This window comes from Janthinobacterium sp. PAMC25594 (genome assembly GCF_019443505.1).
Lineage (GTDB): Bacteria > Pseudomonadota > Gammaproteobacteria > Burkholderiales > Burkholderiaceae_D > Janthinobacterium.
Genome location: NZ_CP080377.1, coordinates 3,290,230 through 3,314,120, shown reverse-complemented (window position 1 = coordinate 3,314,120; position 23,891 = coordinate 3,290,230). Strand labels below are relative to the sequence as shown.

Below are 23,891 nucleotides of genomic sequence, written 5' to 3'. Positions count from 1 at the left end.
AAACGGGGATACGCATGAAACTGACTTTATTCGCGGCCGCCGCCATGGCGCTGTGCCAGGCGCAGGCCGTCGAACCGACGATGGCCACCTCGGGCGACTTGCCCACCGTCATCATCACGGGCAGCATGCCGCTGCCTACCGTGGAGCAGCCGCGCGATACCCTGGCCGCGCCCGTGCAGACGGCCAGCGCGCAGCAGATCGCGCGCAGCGGCGCGCTCGACATCTCCGCCTTCCTGCGCCGCAACCTGGGCAGCGTCTACGTGAACGAGGTGCAGAACAACCCGTTCCAGCCCGACGTCACCTACCGCGGCTACACGGCCTCGCCCCTGCTGGGCACGCCGCAAGGGCTGTCCGTGTATCTCGATGGCATGCGCCTGAACCAGCCGTTTGGCGACGTCGTCAGCTGGGACTTGATCCCGCGCATGGCGATTGAATCGCTGACCCTGATGCCCGGCTCGAACCCCCTGTTCGGTTTGAACACACTGGGCGGCGCGCTGGCCCTGCAAACCAAGGATGGCAAGAGCAATCCCGGCACCGCCATCGAAGCGCGCCTCGGTTCCGCTCAACGTCGCGGCGTCGAGTTCGAGCATGGCGGCAGCAATGCGCAGGGCTGGCACTGGTATGTGACGGGCAACCGTTTCAGGGAAGTGGGCTGGCGCGACGATTCCCCATCCGACGTGCGCCAGCTGTTTGGCAAGCTGGGCTGGAGCGATGCACGCACCGATATCGCCGTCACCGTGGCCCACGCGGACAATGCGCTGACGGGCAACGGCTTGCAGGAACAGCGCATGCTGGCGCGCGACTACCGCAGCGTCTACACCAAGCCCGATTTGACGCAGAATAGGTCGACCCTGCTGAACCTGACGGGCAAGCACCAGGCCAGTGAGGCCTTGCTATTGTCCGGCAATGTGTACTACCGCAAGATCGACACGCACACGTTCAACGGCGACCTGAACGACGAGTCGCTCGACCAGTCCGTCTACCAGCCCGGCGCGGCCGAGCGCGCGGCGCTGGCGGCGGCCGGCTACACGGGCTTTCCCGCCAGCGGGGCGAACGCAGGCAATACGCCGTTTCCGAAATGGCGCTGCATCGCCAACGTCTTGTTGAACGATGAACCGGCTGAAAAATGCAACGGCATGATCAATCGCAGCCATACCGAGCAGGAAAACTATGGTTTTTCGGGCCAATTCACGGTGCTGGCCGACGTGGCCGGAGCGCGTCATGCCGTCACGGCCGGCGCCGCCTACGACACGAGCCACGCCACGTTCCGCCAGACCAGCCAGTTCGGCTACCTGAACCCGGACCGCAGCATCACGCCCGTCAATTTCTTTGCCGACGGCACGGAAATTGATGACGACGGCACGCCGGTCGATAACCGGGTCGATTTGAGCGGGCGCATGCGCACCTGGAGCGTGTATGCGAGCGATAGCATTGCGTTCAATCAAAATTTGACCTTGACTGTTTCCGGTCGCTACAACCGCAGCACGGTGCGCAACCGCGACGCCATCACGCCGGGCGGGGGCAACGGTTCGCTCGATGGCGACCACCGTTTCAGCCGCTTCAATCCAGCCATCGGCCTGGCCTATGCGCCGGCGAAGGGCGTGAGCGCCTACCTCGGTTACAACGAAGGCAGCCGCACGCCGACGGCGATCGAACTCGGCTGCGCCGACCCGGAAAACCCGTGCCGCCTGCCCAACGCCATGGCCGGCGACCCGCCATTAAAACAGGTGGTGACGAAGACTTGGGAAGCGGGCGTGCGCGGCAAGTTCGCCGACGTGGCGCGCTGGAGCGCGGGCGTGTTCCGCGCGGAAAACCACGACGATATCCTGTTCGTGGCCGATAACCAGGCGGGATTTGGCTACTTCAAAAATTTCGGCAAGACGCGCCACCAGGGCATGGAGCTGGCGCTGGACGGCAAGACGGGCGCGCTGGACTTCGGCGTCAACTATACGTGGTTGCAGGCGACGTACCAAAGCCGGGAAGTGGTCAACGGCAGCGCCAACAGCAGCGGCGACGCGCAAGCACCTGGCCTGGAAGGCAATATCGTCATCACGCCGGGCAACCGGATTCCGCTGACTCCCAGCCACATTTTCAAGGCACACGTGGATGTCCAGGGCGGACGCGAGTGGACGGTGGGGCTGGCCATGACGGCCGTGTCGAGCGCCTATGCGCGCGGCAATGAAAACAACCGGCACCAGGCGGGCGGGGCGTCGTACCTGGGCGCGGGCAAGAGCGGCGGCTATGCCGTGGTCGAGCTGAATGGCAAGTACCAGCTGACGCCACGGCTGAGCATATTTGCCCAGGTGAATAACCTGTTCGACCGGAAGTATGCGACGGCGGCCCAGCTGGGCGCGACGGCTTTCGACGCCAACGGCAATTTTGCCGCCCGGCCGCTGCCCGCCGTGAATGGCGCGTATCCGATGGTCAACGCGACCTTTTATGCGGCCGGCGCGCCGCGCAGCGTGAATGCGGGCTTGCGTTACGCGTTTTAAGGGAGAATATGTTCGATGACGCCGTGGCGCAGCGCCAGGTGGACCAAAGCGGCGGGGCCGGGCACGTCGAGCTTTTCCTTGATGCACGTCTGGTGGTTGGCCACCGTCTTGCTGCTCAGGTGCAGCAGGCGGGCGCAGTCGGCGGCGCTGCGGCCTTCGGCCAGCAGGCGGAAGATTTCGAATTCGCGCTGGCTCAGGCTGCTCAAACGGTTTGCTTCCATGCGGGCCGTGCCCTGTAGCACGCCCGGTGCGCTGTGCGGATCGAGGTAGCGCCGGCCCGCGTGGGCGGCGCGCACGGCGTCGACCAGGTGTTCCGGGTCGGCCTGCTTGCTGACGAAGCCGCAGGCGCCGCCGTCCAACGCGCGCGCGATCAGCTGTGGCGTGTCGTGCATGGTAAACACCAGCACGCGCGCAGCGGCGTCGCGCGCGACCAGCTTGCGCAGCAATTCCAGGCCGCCGATGCCGGGCATGGACAAATCCGTGACGCAGACGTCGGGCGCCTGCTCCTGATACAAGGCATACGCCGTTTCGCCATTGCCGGCCTCGGCCACGACGGCGATGTCGCCGCCCTGTTCCAGCAGGCGCCGGTAGCCCGTGCGCACCACCGGGTGGTCGTCCACCAGCATCACGCGGATCGGCTGCAGGGTGCTGTGCATGGCGTTCATGCCGCGCACCGGGCCGCCAGGGCCACTTCGATGCGCAAGCCGTTGCCCAGCGCGCTGATCCAGCGGATATGGCCGCGCAAGCCGGCCACGCGCTCGCGCATGCCCAGCATGCCGAAGCCGGGATCCTGCTGCCTGTCCTGGCATAAACCCCGGCCATTGTCTTCGATGGCCAGGTGCAGCAAGCCGTGCGCATCGGCGCGCAATTCCACCGTGGCCTGGTCGGCGCCCGCATGGCGCGCCACATTCGTCAAGCCTTCCTGCACCAGGCGGTAGATGGCCGTGGCGATGCTGTCGTCGAGGTCGGCGGGAATGGCGTGCGGGGCGAAACGGCAGGCGATGCCGTGCTGCTGGGCCCAGCTGTCGCACAGCGCCTGCAGGGCCGGCGCCAATCCCAGGCTGTCGAGCACGGGCGGACGCAGCCGGCGGAGCATGCTGCGCACCATCGCATGCAGCGCTTCCGCGGAGCGGGCGATGCTGGCGGCGCAGGCCTGCACGTTCGCCTGGTCGCCGTCGCGCGCGCGCAGGATATAGCTGGCGGCGGCGCGGATGGCCGTGCAGTCTTGACCCACTTCATCGTGCAGTTCGCGCGCCAGCGCGCAGCGCTCCTCTTCCTGCGCGCGCAGCAGGCGCTGCGTGAGCGCGCGGTTTTGCGCCAGCAGCAGGGCCACCTGGCGTCCGCGCCAGACGGCAAAGCCGGCCAGTACCAGCACCAGCAGCAGCAGGCTCAGGGCCAATTCATCGAGTTGCCAGTGCTCCTGGCGCCAGAGGACGCGCGTCAGCCGTTCGGCCAGGTCCAGCCTGATGGCCAGCAGGAAAAAAGCCAGCGCCAGCGCGCCGCACGCGATGCTGCGCCAGACCGGCCGCATGCCTGAGCGGCCGCTGCCGGCCAGTTGATGGTGTTCCATGATGCGGCTCCCTGAGCACGGTCGATCCCCTTGTTGTGCAAGCTTCATGCCATCGGCACAAGGGGGCGCAGGGGGGGCGTCTGGCGGAGCGCCGGCAGACCAGGCAGTGTTCCAGGATGGAACAGGTGTACCGCGATGTAACGGTGCGGCAAGCGCGGATTTCGAGCTTATCTGAAGTCGCGTCGGCACGCTGGCGCACACATCTGCAGTGCGATGCATTGTTGTTCAAATGTAACGTTGAGATTCCTCAAGCTTTCATAGGTAAAACAAAACAAAGTTTCGCAGAGTTAGATAAAAAATAAATAAATGATATTAAAAATATGATATTTATTTTATGCAATTTGCTATATTTATTAACACTTTTGTGAAAAAGCTGAAAGCGGGCGCCAGACCTGCCGACCTATCTATCCACAACAATCAAGGGAATAGAATGAATCGTTTATCACCTGCGCGGGTATCGCCCGCCACCGTCAATCCGCCCGCTACCCGCAGTCGCGCCACCGTTTTTGCCGCGCTGGCCACCTTGTCCGTGCTGGCCTCGGCGCCGGCCATGGCCGGTGTCCTGACCTTCGACAATCTGCGCCCCGACGTATATGCAAGCGGCCAGACGCTCAATACGCCGAGCTACAATTTGCTGTTCCTGGCCGACCCGACCACGGCGGCCGGCGGCGGCATCAGCGGCGTGGGCGCCATCCTCGACGGCCGTGTGGGCTCGTCGTGCGATATCGCCGCCTGCCCGCAGGGCGCCAGCGGCAACTACCTGGCCATCCTCAACGATGGCGGCGTGAATTTCTCGCGTGCCGATCGCCAGGCATTCACCCTGGCCGGTTTCGACTATTCCTTCATCGCGCCCGTCTCCGGCTTGCCCAACATGCAGTGGGGCAAGCTGCAGCTGAGCGGCACCCTCGGCAATGGCCAGGTGATCAGCACCTCGCTGGCGTTTCCCGATCAGGGCAGCGATGGCAATTACCATTTCCAGAGCGCTTCCCTGCTGAGCAGCTTCAGCAACTACGCGTTTACGGGCCTGACTTTCAATGCGTGCATTTTCAACGATACTGGCGCGTGCAGCAATTCCCTCGATTTTCCCGCCTTTAACCAGGGCCAGTTCGCGCTCGACAATATCAATATCAGCGCCGTGCCGGAACCGTCGACCTACATGCTGATGCTGGCCGGCCTGGGCGCCATCGGCATGCTGTCGCGCCGCCGCACCGGCAAGTTCGCCGCGTCCACCGTGCAAGGAGCGTGACATGAAACTACGTCCCGTTTCACTCGGTATCCTCTTGCTGGCCGCCAGCCTGGCGCAAGCGGCGCAGGCGCAGGAACGCCGCTCCTACATCGTGCAGCTGGTCGACAAGCCGGCCGCCACCTACACGGGCCAGGTCGACGGCCTGGCCGCCACCAAGCCGGCCCCGGGGGCACGCATCAACGTGGGCGCCGCCGACGTGCAGGCCTATTTGAATTACCTCGACACCAGACAGGCCGCCGTGGCCGGTACCGTCAGCGCGGCGGAAATCACGCACCGGTACAGCGTCGTCTTCAACGGCTTTTCCGCCCTGCTGACGGACGATGAAGTGCGGGCGCTGAAGAAAAACAGCGGCGTGGCCAGCATCAGCGCCGACTCCATCCTGCAACTCGACACCAGCTACACGCCCAGCTTCCTGGGCCTGGACAAACCGGGTGGCATCTGGGAGCAGCTGGGCGGCAAGGCGCATGCGGGTGAAGACATCATCATCGGCATCGTCGACAGCGGCATCTGGCCCGAGAACACGGCCTTTGCCGACCGCCTCGACGAGAGCGGCGTGCCCAGCCACAGCGGCAACAACGTCGTGTACGGCGCGCCACCGGCCAACTGGCAGGGCATGTGCCAGACGGGCGAAGGTTTTGGCGCCGAGAATTGCAACAATAAGCTGATCGGTGCGCGCTACTACCGCGCCGCCACGTCGGCGCTGCACTGGACGGAATTTTTGTCGCCGCGCGATTCCGTCGCCGGCCTGACGGGGCACGGCGGCCATGGCACGCACACGGCGTCCACGGCCGGCGGCAACAATGGCGCCCTGGCCAGCTCGAACGGTGTGTCGCTGGGCAAGGCGTCGGGCATGGCGCCGCGCGCCCGCATCGCCGCCTATAAAGTCTGCTGGACCGCCGCCTCGACGGGGCGCAACGGCTGCGCCACGGCCGACAGCGTGGCCGCCATCGACCAGGCGGTCAAGGATGGCGTCAACGTCATCAACTTTTCCATCGGCCCGAACGCGGGCGGCGGCGCCTTCGACGAACCGACGGAAGTCGCTTTCCTCGGCGCGGCGGCGGCCGGCGTGTTCGTCGCCACGTCGGGCGGCAATTCCGGCCCGGCCACGCCCGCGCCCGACGTGCCGGCGCCCGTGTCGCACATCAGCCCGTGGCTGGCGACGGTGGCCAATTCCACCCACAACCGCCTGTACGCGGGCAATGTGATACTCAGCAACGGCGCCAAGCTGGAAGGCGCATCGAGCAATGCGAAGACGCCGGCGCTGCCGCTGATCCGCTCGCGCGACGCGGGCCTGGCCGGCGTGTCGCCAACGGATGTCAACCTGCTGCGCTGCTTCGGCGCGGCCGATACCACCTCGGCCTACCTGGACCCGGCGAAAGTGGCGGGCAAGATACTCGTGTGCGACCGCGGTGGCAACGTGCTGGTCAACAAGAGCGCGAATGCCAAAACGGCGGGCGCGGCGGGCGTGATCATCGCCAACGTGGCCGGTGGCGCCAACACCATCATCAACCAGGCGCACGTGCTGTCGACCGTGCACCTGGCGCAGGCGCAGGGCGATGCGTTGAAGGCTTTCATGGCGGTCAACCCCGATGGCACGGCGGCATTGGGCGAAATCCATACCATCCCCGACACGACGGTGCAGGCGCCGATCGTCAGCGACCGTTCCTCGCGCGGGCCGAACGTGGCCAACGCGAACATCCTGAAACCCGACCTGTCGGCCCCCGGCACCAACGTGCTGGCCGGCGTGACGGCCGACCTGACGCCGGCGCAGCGCGATGCCGTGGCGGCCGGCGGCGTGGCGCCCGTGGCCGAGTGGGATTTCTATTCCGGCACCTCGATGGCCAGCCCGCACGTGGCGGGCGTGGCGGCATTGCTCAAGCAGCAGCACCCGACCTGGTCGCCCGCGGCCATCAAGTCGGCGCTGATGACGACGGCCTTCAGCACGTATTCCGACGGCTTGAACGGTTCCGTGTCGTGGGATGCCACGGCGAAGAACTCGGGCCAGTTGCCGTGGGGCCAGGGCGCCGGCCACATCGCGCCGAACAGCGCGGCCGATCCCGGCCTCGTGTACGACGTGTCGGAACTCGACTATGCGCGCTTCCTGTGCGGCCTGAACCTGAAGGTCTACAGTCCCGCCACCTGCCAGTCTGTCGGCACCATTCCCGCCTACAACCTGAACCTGGCGTCGCTGACGGCGGCCAACGTGCTGGGCACGCAGACATTGACGCGCACGGTGACCAACGTGGGCGCCGGCAGCGCCGTCTACAACGTCTCGGCCAGCCTGCCCGGCTACACGGTGGCGGTGACGCCAACGAGTCTGAGCCTGGCGCCGGGCGCCAGGGCGCAGTACCAGGTCAAGCTGACGCGCACCACGGCGCCGGCCAATACCTGGACCTACGGCGCCCTGAGCTGGAGCGATGGCACGCACACGGTGCGCAGCCCGCTGACGGCGCGCGGCACCTCGCTGGCCGCCATTCCACTGGTCAGCAGCGAAGCGGCCACGGGCAGCAAGGTGCTGACCCTGGGCACGGGCTTCACGGGCGCGCTGGTGGGCGTCAAGTCGGGGCTGGTCGAAGCCGTACGTGAAGCGCGCACGATCGGCCAGGCGACGACGGGTGCTGCCGCATCGGCCGCCTGCAAGGCCGGTGGCGCCACGGGCGTGAACGTGCACAACGTGGTGATCCCGGCCGGCACCCTGGCGGCGCGCTTTGCCACCTACGACGGGGAAACGACGGGCGGCGCGAATACCGACATGGACATGGAGGTCTACAACGCCGCCAATGTGCTGGTCGGCAGCAGCGGCAATGAAGGTTCCAATGAGCAAGTGGAACTGCGCCTGCCCGCCGCCGGCACGTACAAGGTGTGCGTGATCGGCTACGCGCCGCAAAACGGCCAGGCCGACTACACTTTGTCGTCGTGGGTGCTGGCGCCGGGCCTGTCGAATGGCGGCTTCAAGGCGTTGATGCCGGGCACCGCCTACACGGGCGGCACGGCGACGGTCTCGCTGAGCTGGTCCAACCTGGTCGAAGGCAAGCGCTACCTGGGCGCCGTCGGCTACCAAGTGGGCGGCGTGGTGCAGGGCGTGACGGTGGTCGAGGTCAATACCAATGACCCCGTGCCGCTGTTCCAGAACGCGCGCGGCGCCAGGCCGGTGCTGGCTGAATAAGCTGTTTCCTGTGTGAACGCAAGGCGTGCTTCCGGGCACGCCTTTTTTATTCGCTCACCCCCGTTCGGGAGGAATAGCACTTGCATGGCGGTAACGCCCCCGGTATCTTGTCGGATAGCCATGGCTTTGTGCCCTGGCATTCTTGGGGAGTCGCGCGTGACCAGTTTCCGCACCAATACCGACCGCCTGCTGGAAGTGCGCCTGCAGGATGAAAAAGTGCTGGCGATCGCCGGCGCCATGGTCGCCTATACGGGCAGCATCAAATTTGAAAAATCCTTGCTCGGCGGCGAGGGCATCTTCGGCGCGCTCAAGCGCAAGGTGACGAACGAAGGCATGCAGCTGATGCAGGCTTCAGGCAGCGGCACGGTGTTTTTCGCGCAGAATGCGGCCGAAATCACTGTCATGGCGCTGGCCGGCGAAAAACTGACCATCGAAAGCAGCAGCCTGCTGGCCTACGACACCAGCCTGAAGACGGGCACCAGCTTTGCGGGCCTGCGCGGCGCCAGCTCGGGCCAGGGCCTGTTTTCCACCACCGTCGAAGGTCAAGGCAACCTGGCCGTCATTTCGCGCGGCAACCTGATCATGCTGGAAGTGACGCCCGCGCACCCGCTGCGCGTGGACCCGGACGCCTTCGTCGGCTTCAAGGGCGATATCCGCCAGGAATTCGTTTTTGATGTCAACTGGCGCACGATGATCGGCCAGAGCTCGGGCGAATCGTACCAGCACAAATTCACCGGTCAGGGCGTGGTGTTCATCCAGCCCGCCGAACGCTAGGAGCCGTCATGCCTGTCTATCAGCAGATCAATGAAAAGATGCTTGAGGTCAAACTCGGCAATGAAGAAGTGTTCGCCCGCAAGGGCGCCATGGTGTCGTACCAGGGTGACGTGGCGTTCAGCCGCTCCTTCCTGGCGGGCCAGGGCGTGCAAAGCCTGGCCATGCGCGCCGTCACGAACGAGGGTTACGCCCTGATGTCGGCGCGCGGCACGGGCAGCGTGTTTTACGCGCAGGGCGGCCTGTTCGTCAGCATCGTGCCCGTGCGCGGCGAAACTTTCTATGTGGAAAGCGACTCCCTGCTGGCCTTCGATGCGCGCCTGACGGCCGGCACCATGTTCCTCGGCAACCAGGGCGGCGTGCAGGGCGTGGTGCGCGGCATGGCCTCGGGCCAGGGCTTGTTTACCACCACCTTGCAAGGCACGGGCGAAGTGGCGATTTTGTCCGACGGTAATGCCATCGGCTTGCCCGTCACGCCGGACGTGCCCGTGTTTGTCGACCCGCAAGCGTATATCGGCCACACGGGCCAGCTGAGCTCGACCATCGTCACGGACCTGAACTGGAAAACCTTCGTCGGCCAGGCGTCCGGCGAATCCTACCAGGTGAAGTTTGCGGGCCAGGGCACGGTCTACATCCAAGCGAGCGAAAGGTAAGCCATGACGATTTACAACCCCGATACCTTGCCGAAGAACGATAACCTGAACCGTTTTTCGTATGTCATCGACGTCAAGGAACAGATCTTCATTCGCAAGGGCAAGATGATCGCCTTCTATGGCGAGCTGCGCTTCGAAGCCATGGGCAGCAGCGTGCTCGACTTGATCGTGCGCACCGCCTTCAATGCGCCCAAATACGTGCACCACTTTGTCGTGGCGCAAGGGCAGGGTCAGTTGATCCTGGGCGATAACGGCAACGACCTGGCGTGCTACGACCTGGACAACGCCAACATGACCATCCGCGCGAAAAACCTGCTGGGGTTTACCAAGGACGTGATTTGCCAGGAATCGACCTTGCCCGGCTTTTTGACCATGATAGGCACGGGTAAAGTCATCGCCTCGTCGAACGGCCCCGTGCATTTTCTGGAATTGCCGTGCCGCGTGGACGAGCAGGCCGTGCTGGGCTGGGCCGATTGCCCCAGCCCCTCGTATCACTACGATTACGCCCACGTGCAGGGTTGGGCCTCGGCTGCCGGCGCGCTCACGGGTTTCAGTTTGTCGGGCGAGGAAAAGCAGATCGACTTCACGGGCGCCGGCACGGTGCTGGTGCAGTCGTCCGAACTGGACGTGACGGGCAGCTCGGCCCTGATGCAGCTGCTGGCGCAACTGCCGCTGCTGGGCAAGGAAGACCTGGGCAAGCTGAGTCTTTCCGTCCAGCAGCAGATGAAGCAGGAACGTTAAGCTACTTGACGGCCGCCCAGCCGGGTGGCCGCTTCTCTAAAAAGGCGCTCACGCCTTCGTTTGCATCCTCTTCCATCATATTGCGCGCCATCACGTCGCCCGCGTAGGCATACGCGTCGTCCAGCGGCAGCTGGCGCTGCCGGTAGAACATGGCCTTGCCGTAGCGGATGGCCGTCGGGCTTTTCGCCATGATCTGCTGCGCCAGGCGCGCCACGGCCTCGTCGAGCGCCGCGTCGGCCACCGTTTCATTGATCAGGCCCCAGTCGGCGGCCGTGTCGGCGTCGATGAAGCGGCCCGTCACCAGCATGTCGAAGGCCCGCTTGGGCGACACATTGCGCGACAGGGCGACCGATGGCGTGGCGCAGAACAGGCCCACGTTGATGCCGGAGACGGCAAAACGGGCGGACGCGCCCGCCACGGCCAGGTCGCAGCTGGCGACCAGCTGGCAGCCGGCCGCCGTGGCGATGCCGTGCACGCGGGCAATCACGGGCACGGGCAAGGTTTGAATGGCTTGCATCACGCGCGAGCATTGCGCGAACAGGGTTTGATAATACGCAAGCTGGCGCGTGGCTTGCATCTGGCGCAAATCGTGGCCCGCGCAAAAAGCCTTGCCTTCGGCGGCCAGCACCACGCAGCGCACGTGCGGCTGCTGCGCGATGCCGTCGAGTTCGGCCTGCAGCGCGGTCAGCATGGCTACCGACAGGGCATTGAATTGCAGGGGGCGGTTCAGGCGCAGGGTGACGAGGCCACCCTCATCCTCGCGCAGCACCAGCGGTGCGTCGGTGTCTTGGGTATCGGGTGTTGCGGTCATGCGGTCTCCAGTGGCTTGATGGCCTGTTTTTATGGAAAATCTTATTTGGCGGCATTCACGCTGCCGATGCCGGCGACCGACTTGTGCACGATCTTCGGCTTGCCGTAATACGTCAGTTCGCCCATGCCGCGCACCACGGCGTTCAGTTCGCCAGAGGAATACACCTTGACGGAGCCGATGCCGTCGAAATTGACGTCGACGTTTTTCGCCAGCAAGGCTTTCGTATCGACTTCGCCCACGCCTTGCGCCTTCAGGCGCAGCCAGTCGACCTGGCCATCGGCGGCCAGACGGCCCGCGCCCTTGTAGCTGATGTCAACTCTTGGACCATTGAGCTTGGTCAAGATCTTCTCGCCCGCGCCTTCCGCGATCAGCTTGCGCAAGGTCGGCATGGTGATGATGATGCGCGGGTCGCCCTCGGTCTTCTTGATGTCCTTGTCCTTCATGGAAATTTTCAGCTCGCCATCGACCACTTCCGTGATGACGCCGCTGAGGAATTTCTGGTCGCCGCGCAGCAGCAGGCTCTGCTCCTTGCCCGATTCCACTTCGATGCTGATGGGGCCGCGGATGTCGATGGCGTTGAAGGCGGCTACCGTGCGGGTTTGCTCGTCGGCATGCGCGAGGGTAGCGAGGCAGGCGAGGGACAGGACGGACAACAGGAACAGAGGACGCATGGCGGTTTCCTTGAGTAGTTGATCAGCGTATTCTATGTTGCAACATCTCCAACGGGGAGAAATTTGCGATGAACGGCACAAATCGCATCGGCCAGCCGCGCGCCCGGCCAGGCGCCATTGGGCTATGCTATGGCGTACCGCGTCCTGGAGACCAGATGAAAAATTACCACAAAGAAGATTATCCCGTCGCCGATATCCGCCGCTTCCTCGAACCGGGGCCGGTGGTGCTCGTCAGTTCAACGTGGAAGGGCGAAAGCGACATCATGACCATGGGCTGGCACATGCTGATGGAGTTTACGCCATCGTTGCTGGGCTGTTTCATTTCCGATGCGAACCACAGCTATGAAATGATCAAGCGCAGCATGGAATGCGTGATCAACCTGCCCACGGCCGACATGGTCGACCAGGTGGTCGCCATCGGCAATTGCAGCGGCGAAGACACGGACAAGTTCACGGCCTTCGGCCTGACGCCGCAGCCGGCCGAACTGGTGGGCGCGCCGCTGATCGCCGAGTGCTACGCTAACTTCGAATGCAAGCTGGCGCAGGTGGCGGGCAACCCGAAGGGCGGCTTCTTCATCTTCGAGTGCGTGAAAGCCCACGTGGCCACTTCGCCCAAGCTGCCCGAAACCCTGCACTACCGGGGCAATGGCGAGTTCATGGTATCGGGCCGCACGATCAGCCGCAAGAGCCTGATGAAGCCCGAGATGTCGTAGGTCGGATTAGGTTCGAAGAACCGTAATCCGACAACACCGTTGGCCGATGATTAAATCACCCCTTGCGCCAGCATCGCGTCAGCCACTTTCACGAAGCCGGCGATATTCGCGCCATCCACATAGCTGACGGTGCCATCGGCACGCGTGCCGTACTGCTTGCATGCGGCGTGGATGCCTTGCATGATCTGCAGCAAACGCGCGTCGACTTCTTCGCGCGGCCACGATATGCGGGCCGCGTTCTGGCTCATTTCCAGGCCGGAAGTCGCCACGCCGCCCGCATTGCTGGCCTTGCCCGGCGCATACAGCACGCCAGCCGCCTCGAACGCCTTGGCTGCCTCGATGGTGGTGGGCATGTTGGCGCCTTCGGCCACGCACTGCACGCCATTGGCGATGAGCAGGCGCGCATCGGCGATATCGAGTTCATTTTGTGTGGCGCAGGGCAGGGCGATGTCGACCGGCACATGCCATGGCGACACGCCCGCTTCGAAGCGCACGCCCGTGCGCGCGGCGTAATCGCTGACCCGGCCATACAAATGGTTCTTGACCTCCATCAGGATGGCCAGTTTTTCCGGCGTAAAACCGTCTTCATCGATGACGGTGCCGCTGGAATCGGAGACGGTGATGACTTTCGCGCCCATGGCCATGGCTTTTTCCACCGCGTACTGCGCCACGTTGCCCGAACCGGACACGGACACGCGCATGCCTTCGAACGAGCGGCCCCGCGTTTTCAGCATTTCTTCGGCGAAATACACAGTGCCGTAGCCCGTCGCTTCCGGCCGCATCAGCGAGCCGCCGAAGCTGGCGCCCTTGCCCGTGAACACGCAGTCGGCACGGTTGCTGAGCTTTTTCATCATGCCGGCCATATAGCCCACTTCGCGTCCGCCCACGCCGATGTCGCCGGCCGGTACGTCCGTGTCCGAGCCCACATGGCGGAACAGTTCGCTCACAAACGCCTGGCAGAAACGCATCACTTCGCCCGGGCTCTTGCCCTTCGGATCGAAATCGGCGCCGCCCTTGCCGCCGCCCATCGGTAACGTGGTCAGCGCATTCTTGAACGTCTGTTCGAAAGCGAGGAATTTCAGCACGGACAGGGTGACGGAAGGGTGGAAGCGGATGCCGCCCTTGTACGGCCCGATGGCCATGCTGTGCTGGATGCGGTAGCCGCGATTGACTTGCACTTGCCCATGGTCATCGACCCACGACACACGGAACATCACCACGCGCTCCGGCTCGATCAAGCGTTCCAGCAAGCCTTGTTCCGCGTATTTCGGGTGCTGCTCCAGGAACGGCCACAAGCTTTCCATGACTTCGGTGACGGCTTGCAGAAACTCGGGTTGACCTGGATTGCGTGCGGCGACATGCTGGACATACTCGTGAGCAGATGCGTATTTCATCAGAATTCCATGGAGGTAATCGGTTATTTGGGCAACTATCATCGCAGATTTCGCACAAAAATGGTGCGGAAATTTGGTTTTGAGGGGTTTCTGCTACATTGTGGGGAGTTTTAGGGCTCTGCGGCCGATGCGCGTGGTAAACGACAACGCCAGCCCGAAGGCTGGCGTTGTCGTCACTGTGCTGCCAGGAGCGTCACCCCGCCATGCCGCGCAGTATCAGCCCCGTGATGTAGGCGCCGTAGGTGCCCAGCGCGTAGCCGAGCACGGCCAGCAGTACGCCGACAGGCGCCAGCGATGGGTGGAAGGCGCTGGCGATGACGGGGGCGGAGGCGGCGCCGCCGATGTTCGCCTGCGATCCCACGGCCATGAAGAACAGCGGTGCGCGGATCAGCTTGGCGACGAGCAGCATCAGGCCGCCATGCACGGCGATCCAGATCAGGCCCAGCAGGAACAGGAAAGGCTTGTCGAACAGGGCTTTCAAGTCCATGTGCATGCCGATGGTGGCCACCAGCACGTACAGCATGGCCGAGCCGATGGTCGAGGCGCCCGCGCCTTCCAGGCTGCGCGCGCGGGTAAAGCTCAGCAGCAGGCCGAAGGTGGTGGCGAGCACGACGATCCAGAAGAAGTTCGATGTCAGGCTGTAATCCTGCAAGCGCCAGGCGGCCGGCAAGGTAGCGATCCAGCTGATGATGGGGCCGGCCAGAAAATGCGACAGGCCCGTCACGCCCAGGCCCACGCCGAGGATGATCATGATGTCGGTCAGACTGGCGATGCGCGCGTGCTGGGCCCGATAACTTTCGATGCTGTCCTTGAGCGCATTGATGGCCGATAAATCCGCGCCGGTCCAGCGGTCGAAGGCGCCCGCGCGGCCGGCCAGGAACAGCAGCACGGCTGTCCAGACGTTGGCCACCAGTACGTCGACGGCGACGAACTGGCCGAACAGCGTGGCATCGACTTCAAATACTTCCTTCATGGCCGCCTGGTTGGCGCCGCCGCCTATCCAAGAACCGGCGACGGTCGTCATGCCGCGCCAGGTATCGCCCGCCACCGTTTCCGGGTGGATCAAACGCAAGGCTTCGAACGAGACGAGGGCGCCCAGCATCACGCCGAGTGTTCCTGTGAGAAACATGATGATGGCCTTGGGGCCGAGGCGGATAATGCCGCCGAAATCGATGGCCACGCACAGCAGTACCAGCGCGCTGGGCAGCAGATAGTCGCGCGCCACGGCGTACAGGCCGGAGGCGTTGCCGTCGATGATGCCGAAGGTGTTGAGCAGCGCCGGGATCAGGTAGCACATCAGCAGCGACGGGATATACGTATAAAACTTTTTCCAGAAGCCGTCCGCGCGGGAGGCGCTCCAGAAGACGGCCCCCAGGGTCATGGCGAGCAGGCCGAGGACGACGGCATCGTTGGTGATGAGGGCAGAGGTGGCAGGTGGCATCGGGGATTCCGGTGAACGTGTCAGGGACGCACCGGATGCCGATACGGCCCCCGGGCGCAGGGTGGCCGTATCGTATAGCAATGTTGAGGCTTAAACAAATTGTTTAAGCGCTACTCTGCGGATTTTTTCTTGTCAAATCAAACACTTACATACTGGTTTGCCGCCCGGCATGCCTGACTGGCGGTTACAAATAGCGCGCCAGCAAGGCTTTATTCAGCGCCCCGTCGAGTTCGATGCGCACGAAGTGGCCGCTGCCGGGCGCGACCTGGATCTCCTTGCCGTCATCGCTGAGCATGCGGGCAATGGTGAAATCGCGGTTGCCGCCCGGATGCAGGGCCTCAATGCGGTCGCCCACGGCGAAGCGGTTTTTCACTTCCACCCTGGCCCAGCCGTCCGTCACGCCCAGCACGTCGCCCACGTACTGGCTGCGGTCCGCCTCGGACGCGCCGCGCATGTAGTTCTGGTGCGTTTGCGTGTGATGGCGTTGATAAAAACCGTCCGTGTAGCCGCGGTTGGCCAGGCCTTGCAGTTGGCCCAGCAGGCTGATGTCGAAAGGACGGCCCGCCACGGCGTCATCGATGGCCTGGCGGTAGACTTGCGCCGTGCGCGCCGCGTAGTACAGCGACTTGGTGCGGCCCTCGACTTTGAGCGAATTGACGCCGATCTTGACCAGGCGTTCGATATGCTCGACGGCGCGCAAGTCCTTCGAATTCATGATGTAGGTGCCGTGCTCGTCTTCGAGGATCGGCATCAGCTGGCCCGGGCGCTGCGCTTCTTCGATAAAGTAGGGCTGGTCGGCCAGCGGGTGGCGCGGCTGCTGGTGCAGGGCGGAAAATGCATTGTTGTCGGCCTCGGCCAGCGCCTGGTGAAATTCCAGCGGCACCACCTGCATGCCGCCCAGGTCGCCGCTGGCGTCTTCCGAGGCATTTTTCACCTTGTAATCCCAGCGGCAGGAATTTGTGCACGTGCCCTGGTTCGGGTCGCGGTGATTGAAGTAGCCGGACAGCAGGCAGCGGCCCGAATAAGCGATGCACAGGGCGCCGTGGACGAACACTTCCAGTTCCATCTCCGGGCAGCGCTGGCGGATTTCCTCGATTTCGTCGAGCGACAGTTCGCGCGACAAGATCACGCGCGTCAGGCCCATGCGGTGCCAGAATTTCACGTCGGCCCAGTTGACGGCATTCGCCTGCACCGATAAGTGCACGGGAACGTCCGGCCACTTGTCGCGCACCATCATGATCAGGCCCGGGTCGGCCATGATCAGCGCGTCCGGGCGCATGGCGATCACCGGTTCCATGTCGCGCAAATACGTTTTCAGCTTGGCATTGTGGGCGAAGATATTGCTCGCGACAAAGAACTGCTTGCCGCGCGCATGCGCGCCATCGATGCCCTCCTGCAAGGCTTGCAAGGTTGAAAAGTCGTTATTGCGCACGCGCAAACTGTAGCGCGGCTGGCCCGCATAGACGGCGTCGGCGCCATAGTCGAAGGCGGCATGCATCTTGGCCAGGGAGCCGGCAGGCAGGAGGAGTTCGGGAGCGTGGCGCATGGAGGAGGGGCAAAGCCGGCGATTGTAGGCGGGCTGGCGCCAGATTACCTTGCCTTGGATCAAGGGATTGACATCCGCTGCCTGACAGCTTCAGGCGTAAGGCGTGCCCGCCATGGCGGCGTTGAGGCCGACATGCCCCTGGTCCACCAGGGACAGAAAGAAGGCCTTGGCCAGTTGCGCGTCGCCATGCAGACGAAAGGCGCGGTGCGCTTCGATGAGGGCCGTGCTCCAGGTGGCCAGCAGCAGGCTGGCCGCCAGCTGGGCCAGGGGATCGTCGCTTTCCCGTCCCGTGGATTCCATCAGCGCTTGCGCGACGACGTGCGCCAGCTCGTCGCGGATGGCCCGCGCCCGCGCTTTCAGGGTATCGCTGGCCTCGATGGTGGCAATGAAACCCTGGCCGGCGGCGGAAAACACGATGTAGGGACTGTCTTCCCGTACCAGGCGGTGCGCCAGCAGGCGCAGGGTTTCGACGGGGGAAACGGTGGGCTCGCGCTGGCGCAGCGCCTCGCGCAGCAGTTCGCGGCCCTCTTCCTCGCGGTCGAAGAACATGTCTTCCTTGCGGGGGAAGTGGTTGAACACCGTCATGCGTCCCACGCTGGCGGCTGCGGCGATCTCGTCCACCGTCACGTGCTCGAAACCGCGCACGAAGAACAGGCGCGTGGCGGCATTCGAGATAGCTTGCCGGGTGGCAAGGCGTTTGCGGGAGCGGAGGTCGGCAGGAATCGTCATGTTGCCCCGATCATACACGAAGTGTACTGAGTACAGATAACGCTTGATGGCGCAGCCAGGCGGGGCGTACTATTTATGTACTGAGTACATATTTAGATTGAGTATATGAAACCATCCGTTCCCGTGGCAGCGCTGCCCGTCATCTTTGCCACGGTCGCGCTCGATGCCGTCGGCATCGGCCTGATCTTTCCCATCCTGCCCGCGCTGCTGCGGGACGTCACACATGCCGATAACGTGGCGCCGTATATCGGCATCATGACGGCCCTGTATGCGTTGATGCAGTTCATCTTTGCGCCCGTGCTGGGCGCGCTGAGCGACCGCCTGGGGCGGCGCCCCGTGCTGCTGCTCTCGCTGGCGGGCGCCGCCGTCAATTACCTGTTCCTGGCCTTCGCCCCCAGCCTGTGGATGCTGTTGCTGGGGCGCGCCATTGCAGGGTTGACGAGCGCCAACGTTTCCGTGGCCACGGCCTACATCACCGATATTTCTCCCGATGAAACGCGGGCGCGCCGTTTCGGCTTGCTCAACGCTATGTTCGGCGCCGGTTTCATCATCGGCCCGGTGCTCGGCGGCGCGCTGGGCGATTACGGGCTGCGCCTGCCGTTCATGGCGGCGGCCGTGTTGAATGCCGGCAACCTGCTGCTGGCGTTGTTGACGTTGCCCGAATCACGAACGCCGACACGCGAAAAAATCGACCTGGCGGCATTCAATCCCTTGCGCCCGCTGCGCTGGGTGTTCTCGCAGAAAAGCTTGCTGCCGATCACCGCCATCTTTTTTACCTTCAGCGCGGCGGGCGAAGTGTATGGCGTGTGCTGGGCGCTGTGGGGCCACGATGCGTTCGAGTGGAATGGCTTGTGGATCGGCCTGTCGCTGGGCGCCTTCGGCGTGTGCCAGGCGCTGGCCCAGGCCTTCTTGCCCGGCCCTGCAGTAAGGCTGCTGGGCGAGCGCGCCACCATCCTGGCGGGCGTGGCCTGCGCCTGCGTGGCCCTGGTGGTCATGGCCTTTGCCAGCCGCAGCTGGATGATCTTCGCCATCATGCCCGTGTTCGCCCTGGGCGGCATCGGTGCGCCGGCCCTGCAGTCGCTGGCCACGCGGCAAGTCGCCGAGGACCGGCAAGGCCAGTTCCAGGGCGTGCTGGCCTCGGCTGTGAGCCTGGCGTCCGTGCTGTGCCCGCTGGTGTTTTCCAGCATTTACTTTGGCGTCAGGGCGTACTGGCCAGGCGCCGTCTGGCTGTCCGTGATCGTCGTGTACGCGGCGCTGGTGCCGCTCGTGCTGGGCTTGTCGCTGGCCTCGACGACGCCGGCGTCATCGCGGGGATAGGAGGCCGGCGTTTCCTGCGCTGCGGCGGGCGCAAAATCGTCGACCTGGATCAAGCCATCGACCAGGCGCGCGTATTCCAGCAAGGTATTGTGCTCCTGGCAGCTGACGGTGCCTGCCGCCTTGGCCGGGGCCAGCCAAGCCTGCATGGCGGACAGGCTTTGCGGCAGGTGCCGCAGGGCCGCGCCTTCGGGCGTGTCTTTCAGGCGTTTTTCGATGGACAGCACTTCCGGCAGCAAGGCCAGCGCCCGTTCGGCGCAAGCCACGGGATCGCCGCTGTCGCTGGCAACATGGCCGTCGGCCAGCAGGCGTTCGCGGTCGGCGCCCGGCGTTTGCAGGGCCAGCGCCACCTCGCTGCCGAGTTCGTCGGACGGCGGACGGTGGGGCAGGCCGAACGGAAACAGCAAGCTGCGCAGCAGCACGGCCAGCACGCGCGCGGGGAAATTGTCGAGCACGCCCGTCAAGCCCTGCTGCGCCTTGAGCAGCGCATCCTGCAGCGACCAGTGCACATAGGGCATGTCGGCCTCGGGCCGGCCATCGTCCTCGTAGCGCTTCAGCACGGACGAAGCCAGGTACAGCTGCGCCAGCACGTCGCCCAGCCGGGCGGACAGCCGTTCGCGGCGCTTGAGTTCGCCACCGAGCACGAACATCGACATATCCGTCATGACGGCAAACGCCGTCGACAGCCGCGTCAGGGCGCGGTAGTAGGGCGCCAGTGCGGGTGCGCCGGCGTCGGGCACGGCCGCCAGGCGCGCGCCGCCCAGCCCGTACCAACATCCCCTGGCCAGGTTGCCCAGCACAAAGCCCACGTGGCCGAAGAAGGCCGCATCGAAATCGCGCAGGGCTTTGCGGCCATCGGGTTCCTGGACGGCGGCCATTTCCCTGAGTACATACGGATGCGCGCGGATGGCGCCCTGGCCGAAGATGATCAGGCTGCGCGTGAGGATATTGGCGCCTTCGACGGTGATCGCGATGGGGATTTGCTGGTAGGCGCTGGCGAGGAAATTGTTCGGCCCCACGCAGATGCCCTTGCCGCCGAGGATATCCATGCCGTCGTTGACGAGCGCGCGTCCCCGTTCCGTGACGTGGTATTTGACGATGGCGGAAATGACGGCCGGCTTCTCGCCCAGGTCGACGGCGTGCGCGGCCAAGGTGCGGGCCGCGTCCATCAGGTACAGGTTGGCGCCCATGCGCGCCAGCGCTTCCTGCACCCCTTCGAACTTGCCGATCGGCATGTTGAACTGGCGCCGCACGGCCGCGTACGCGCCGGTGCCGCGCACGGCCATCTTGCCCATGCCGACGCTGGACGAGGGCAGCGAGATGGCGCGCCCCGCCGCCAGGCATTCCATCAGCATGCGCCAGCCTTTGCCCACTTGCGCCTGGCCACCGATGACCCAGTCGATGGGGATGAAGACATCGTTGCCGGACGTGGGGCCGTTCTGGAACGCGGCGTTCAAGGGATGGTGGCGCCGGCCGATCACCACGCCGTCGTGGCTGGCGGGGATCAGGGCGCAGGTGATGCCCGGTGCATCGTTGTCGGAGAGTAAATGTTCGGGATCGCTGGTCTGGAACGCCAGCCCCAGCAAGGTCGCGACGGGCGCCAGCGTGATGTAGCGCTTGTTCCAGCTGAGGCGGAAACCCAGGGTGGATTTCCCCTCATGCATGCCCATGCACACCACGCCCAGGTCGGGGATGGAGGCCGCGTCGGAACCCGCATACGGGCTGGTCAGGGCAAAGCAGGGAATCTCGGTACCGGCGGCCAGGCGCGGCAGGTAGTAATCTTTCTGTTCTTCGGTGCCGTAGTGCAGCAGCAGTTCGGCAGGCCCCAGCGAATTGGGCACCATCACGCTCACGGCCAGCGCCGAGCAGCGGCTCGACAGTTTCATCACCACTTGGGAATGCATGTAGGCGGAGAATTGCTTGCCGCCGTATTGTTTCGGGATGATCATGCCGAGGAAACCCTGGCTTTTCATGTAGGCCCACGCTTGCGGTGGCAAGTCGAGTTGCTGCTGCGTTTCCCAGTCATTGACCAGTTCGCACAGCCGCTCGACGTCGTGCTCGAGAAAGTGGCGTTCCTCGGCGGTCAGCGAAGCGGGTCCATACGCGAGCAGCTTGGGCCAGTCGGGCCGGCCGGAAAACAGGTCGGCGTCCCACCACGTGGTGCCCGCCTCGAGGGCGTCGCGTTCCGTGTCGGACATGGTCGGCAGGATGCGCTTGAACAAGGCCAGCAGGCGCGGAGCGAGCAGGGCGCGGCGCACGGGGCCGGGCGCGAATAGTAGAACCAGGCCCAGCAGGGCCACCATCAGTATGATCGTCAGCATGCGATATCTCCCTGTGTAATGACAACAGGGTAGGCCGATGTGGCCGATGTTACTGTGCGGTACAGCGCATACGCACAACGCCAACCGCAGGGGTTGGCGTTGTGGTGTCTGGCGTGAGACGGATTAGCGTTGTGGAACGACAATCACCGTGTCGCCCGTTTTGCCCTTGGCGCCGTCGTCGCCCTTGGTGCCATCGTTGCCTTGTGCGCCAGTAGCGCCGGTAGCGCCCTTCGCGCCATCGTATCCGGCGGCACCGCTGTCGCCGGTCTGGCCCGTGGCGCCGGTGGCACCCGTCGCACCGGCAGGGGCTTCAGCGCCCTTGGCACCGGTAGCGCCGGCAGGACCAGGCGCGCCGGCAGGGCCGGGAACGACTTGCACGACGGTCGGCGCGGGTGGCGCTTCGCGCTGGCAAGCGGTCAGGGCGAGGGTAGAGGCGAGCGCGAGCAATATCAGGGTAGTTTTCATGATGCATCCTTTGGCAGTGTGCCGTTATGTACGGAACGGCTCGACGGCGTCGGGCGCGAGTTTCGCATGGCGGTGTGGCGGGGAGAGCTGACCTGGCACCCCGTCTGCCGCGTCGCGCAGGGCGCTGGCGGCGGGAAGGGTGTTTGGTCTGCCTGCAGCATGGGCTCTTGCGCGGCTGCAGTCCGTACGTTTGCGTACATAGCGGTGGGATGGAAGGTTTTTGCTATGTGCTGCTGAATTCTTGGTGCCCGGGTGGTATCGAACCACCGATGCAAGGATTTTCAATTTCGATGCTGGGCGATATTAAACAAATTACATTTTTATTTATATTCGAGATAATTCCTGGAAATCAACATAGTGCGATCAATCTGGCATCCCGGAGTACGGTGGGCGCACATCAAACCATAGTTGATCAAGGGCAACGATCTCTCATTTTAGTCATCGGCTGCCGCATAAAAGGTAGACACTATCCGCTGACCAGTCCGAGTGCCTGTTCGAAACGAACGTCGACCGAACGCTTCGGCCCGCATTCCAATGTAGCGAATTTCCGATTAAATGGTTTGGCAGAATTTTTTCTGATAAAGGTCATTCAACCATGAAATTCTATTTTTTGACATGCCTGTTGACGCTCGCACTTGCTGCCGAAGCCGCTATTTCGTCCCCGACATTAGACGAAGTCAACACGGCATATGAGGCGAAAGATTACCCTGCGTCTTTAACGGGCTACGCGAAACTTGCTGAGGATGGTAATGCGGTGGCACAGAACAAGTTGGGCGAGATGTACGCCAATGGCGTGGGTACTTCAAAAGATGAGCAACGGGCGGTTTCATGGTATCGAAAAGCTGCGGAGCAGGGCTTGGCCAATGCGCAGCAGAACCTGGCCGTAATGTACGGCAAAGGAAAGGGAGTCCCCCAGGATTGGCAGCAGGCTCTGGCTTGGAATCGCAAGGCGGCGGAGCAGGGCTACGCTCTCGCACAGTTTGTCATGGGAGTGATGTACGAATTCGGACATGGCGTTTCCAAGGAACCAGCGCAAGCTATCAGTTGGTATCGCAGAGCCGCCGATAATGGGTTTGCTCGCGCTCAATATCGTATGGGAACGGCAGCGACAGACGGGTGGGGCATGCATGAGGACGCACAGCAGGCGGTGACCTGGTATCGCAAGGCTGCTGAACAAGGGCATGCCAACGCACAGCTTGAATTGGGCTTGGCGTTCGCCAGTGGGGATGGTGTCCCGAAAGACGAGCAGCAAGCTGTGAGTTGGTATCGAAAAGCGGCGGCGCAGGGGAGTGCGCGTGGACAGTTCAGTTTGGCATTGGCTTATGTCAACGGTACAGGGGGGCCGCGTGACGAAGAGGAAGCCTCGACCTGGTATCGGAAGGCTGCGGAGCAAGGCTACGTCGACGCGCAATACAATCTGGGTGTGCTGTATGCCAGCAGTCGCGGGCCTATCAAGGATGAGAAGCAAGCGGTCAAATGGTATCGGCGAGCGGCGGATCAAGGCGATGCCGGTGCGCAGTACAATTTGAGCTTGATGTACCTTTACGGCAGAGGCGTCCCGCAGGATATTCAGCAAGCTTATTTCTGGTGCCTGTTATCTAGCTTCAGAGGCCATAAAGCCGCAACCCTATCCAAGCTACTTGCTTCCTTTGACAGCAATGAGACAGATGCGGCGCATGAAAAAATGTTTGCAAAGGTTAAGGCATGGGTGCCACGCACTGAATAGTCCTACGCCCTGATCTCAGGCGGTCGTGCTCGGCATGGTAGAGTATATTAACGCTGAGCAACAAGTGGAGCCGCCCGAAGTACGGTGGCCTACCGGGCAACATAGATGGACCAGGGCAAAG

General features: G+C 63.8%; 18 protein-coding genes and 1 pseudogene. 9 read left to right on the top strand and 10 right to left on the bottom strand.

Translation table 11 applies throughout. From position 1 onward, the window contains the following. Positions 1-14: 14 nt before the first annotated feature. The gene (locus KY494_RS14885) at positions 15-2,492 is read left to right on the top strand and encodes a TonB-dependent receptor (RefSeq protein ID WP_258194254.1); all 2,478 of its coding nucleotides are present in this window, start codon (positions 15-17) and stop codon (positions 2,490-2,492) included. On the opposite strand, the gene KY494_RS14880 is transcribed toward KY494_RS14885, so the two are convergent. Beyond that, complete coding sequence (locus KY494_RS14880) at positions 2,489-3,157, bottom strand: response regulator transcription factor (RefSeq protein ID WP_258194252.1); 669 nt, start codon at positions 3,155-3,157, stop codon at positions 2,489-2,491. The two genes, KY494_RS14885 and KY494_RS14880, sit on opposite strands and share 4 nt — an antisense overlap. Then, entirely contained in the window at positions 3,154-4,062 is a 909-nt protein-coding gene (locus tag KY494_RS14875; protein ID WP_219887359.1) for a histidine kinase, read from the bottom strand. The genes KY494_RS14880 and KY494_RS14875 overlap by 4 nt, the downstream gene beginning before the upstream one ends. A 430-nt stretch (positions 4,063-4,492) precedes the next feature. Between KY494_RS14875 and KY494_RS14870 the strand changes: the two genes are divergently transcribed. From KY494_RS14870 to KY494_RS14850, 5 genes are all read left to right on the top strand, one after another. Then, positions 4,493-5,308 carry an NF038120 family PEP-CTERM protein gene (locus KY494_RS14870; RefSeq protein ID WP_219887358.1) on the top strand — a complete coding sequence of 272 codons (816 nt, stop codon included), beginning with the start codon at positions 4,493-4,495 and terminating at the stop codon, positions 5,306-5,308. 1 nt (position 5,309) lies between these two features. Further along, positions 5,310-8,474, top strand: coding sequence for a S8 family serine peptidase (locus tag KY494_RS30040; protein ID WP_219887357.1), 3,165 nt, complete (start codon positions 5,310-5,312; stop codon positions 8,472-8,474). A gap of 156 nt (positions 8,475-8,630) precedes the next feature. Further along, on the top strand, positions 8,631-9,248 hold the full coding sequence (locus KY494_RS14860; protein WP_219887356.1) for an AIM24 family protein: 618 nt from the start codon (positions 8,631-8,633) through the stop codon (positions 9,246-9,248). 8 nt (positions 9,249-9,256) lie between these two features. After that, on the top strand, positions 9,257-9,898 hold the full coding sequence (locus tag KY494_RS14855; RefSeq protein WP_219887355.1) for an AIM24 family protein: 642 nt from the start codon (positions 9,257-9,259) through the stop codon (positions 9,896-9,898). 3 nt (positions 9,899-9,901) lie between these two features. Then, positions 9,902-10,639 carry an AIM24 family protein gene (locus tag KY494_RS14850; protein ID WP_219887354.1) on the top strand — a complete coding sequence of 246 codons (738 nt, stop codon included), beginning with the start codon at positions 9,902-9,904 and terminating at the stop codon, positions 10,637-10,639. 1 nt (position 10,640) lies between these two features. On the opposite strand, the gene KY494_RS14845 is transcribed toward KY494_RS14850, so the two are convergent. Then, positions 10,641-11,450 carry an enoyl-CoA hydratase gene (locus KY494_RS14845; protein WP_219887353.1) on the bottom strand — a complete coding sequence of 270 codons (810 nt, stop codon included), beginning with the start codon at positions 11,448-11,450 and terminating at the stop codon, positions 10,641-10,643. Between the two features lie 41 nt (positions 11,451-11,491). Beyond that, a complete protein-coding gene (locus KY494_RS14840) occupies positions 11,492-12,121 on the bottom strand; it encodes a head GIN domain-containing protein (RefSeq protein WP_219887352.1) in 630 nt (209 codons plus the stop codon). 155 nt (positions 12,122-12,276) lie between these two features. On the opposite strand from KY494_RS14840, the gene KY494_RS14835 reads away from it, so the two are divergent. Next, positions 12,277-12,834 carry a flavin reductase family protein gene (locus KY494_RS14835; protein ID WP_219887351.1) on the top strand — a complete coding sequence of 186 codons (558 nt, stop codon included), beginning with the start codon at positions 12,277-12,279 and terminating at the stop codon, positions 12,832-12,834. 50 nt (positions 12,835-12,884) lie between these two features. Here KY494_RS14835 and gdhA read toward each other — a convergent pair whose 3' ends face one another. From gdhA to KY494_RS14815, 4 genes are all read right to left on the bottom strand, one after another. Beyond that, positions 12,885-14,228 (bottom strand): NADP-specific glutamate dehydrogenase, encoded by a 1,344-nt coding sequence (gdhA, locus tag KY494_RS14830; RefSeq protein WP_219887350.1) that lies wholly within the window; start codon positions 14,226-14,228, stop codon positions 12,885-12,887. A gap of 193 nt (positions 14,229-14,421) precedes the next feature. Next, positions 14,422-15,669, bottom strand: a complete 1,248-nt coding sequence (locus tag KY494_RS14825; RefSeq protein ID WP_219887349.1) for a DUF819 domain-containing protein — start codon at positions 15,667-15,669, stop codon at positions 14,422-14,424. A 184-nt stretch (positions 15,670-15,853) separates the two neighbouring features. Next, positions 15,854-17,215, bottom strand: a complete 1,362-nt coding sequence (yegQ, locus tag KY494_RS14820) for a tRNA 5-hydroxyuridine modification protein YegQ (protein WP_219136685.1) — start codon at positions 17,213-17,215, stop codon at positions 15,854-15,856. Between the two features lie 90 nt (positions 17,216-17,305). Then, on the bottom strand, positions 17,306-17,944 hold the full coding sequence (locus KY494_RS14815) for a TetR/AcrR family transcriptional regulator (protein ID WP_219136686.1): 639 nt from the start codon (positions 17,942-17,944) through the stop codon (positions 17,306-17,308). A 105-nt stretch (positions 17,945-18,049) separates the two neighbouring features. Here KY494_RS14815 and KY494_RS29760 point away from each other — a divergent pair, with 105 nt between their 5' ends. Then, positions 18,050-19,261, top strand: a complete 1,212-nt coding sequence (locus tag KY494_RS29760) for a TCR/Tet family MFS transporter (RefSeq protein WP_375143350.1) — start codon at positions 18,050-18,052, stop codon at positions 19,259-19,261. Between the two features lie 32 nt (positions 19,262-19,293). On the opposite strand, the pseudogene KY494_RS14810 reads toward KY494_RS29760, so the two are convergent. Beyond that, positions 19,294-21,579 (bottom strand): annotated as a pseudogene (locus tag KY494_RS14810) (acyl-CoA dehydrogenase); the annotation flags it as partial. 123 nt (positions 21,580-21,702) lie between these two features. After that, the gene (locus KY494_RS30035) at positions 21,703-22,044 is read right to left on the bottom strand and encodes a collagen-like protein (protein WP_219136688.1); all 342 of its coding nucleotides are present in this window, start codon (positions 22,042-22,044) and stop codon (positions 21,703-21,705) included. 595 nt (positions 22,045-22,639) lie between these two features. On the opposite strand from KY494_RS30035, the gene KY494_RS14800 reads away from it, so the two are divergent. Continuing rightward, entirely contained in the window at positions 22,640-23,770 is a 1,131-nt protein-coding gene (locus tag KY494_RS14800) for an SEL1-like repeat protein (protein ID WP_219887347.1), read from the top strand. The last annotated feature ends 121 nt before the right edge of the window (positions 23,771-23,891 follow it).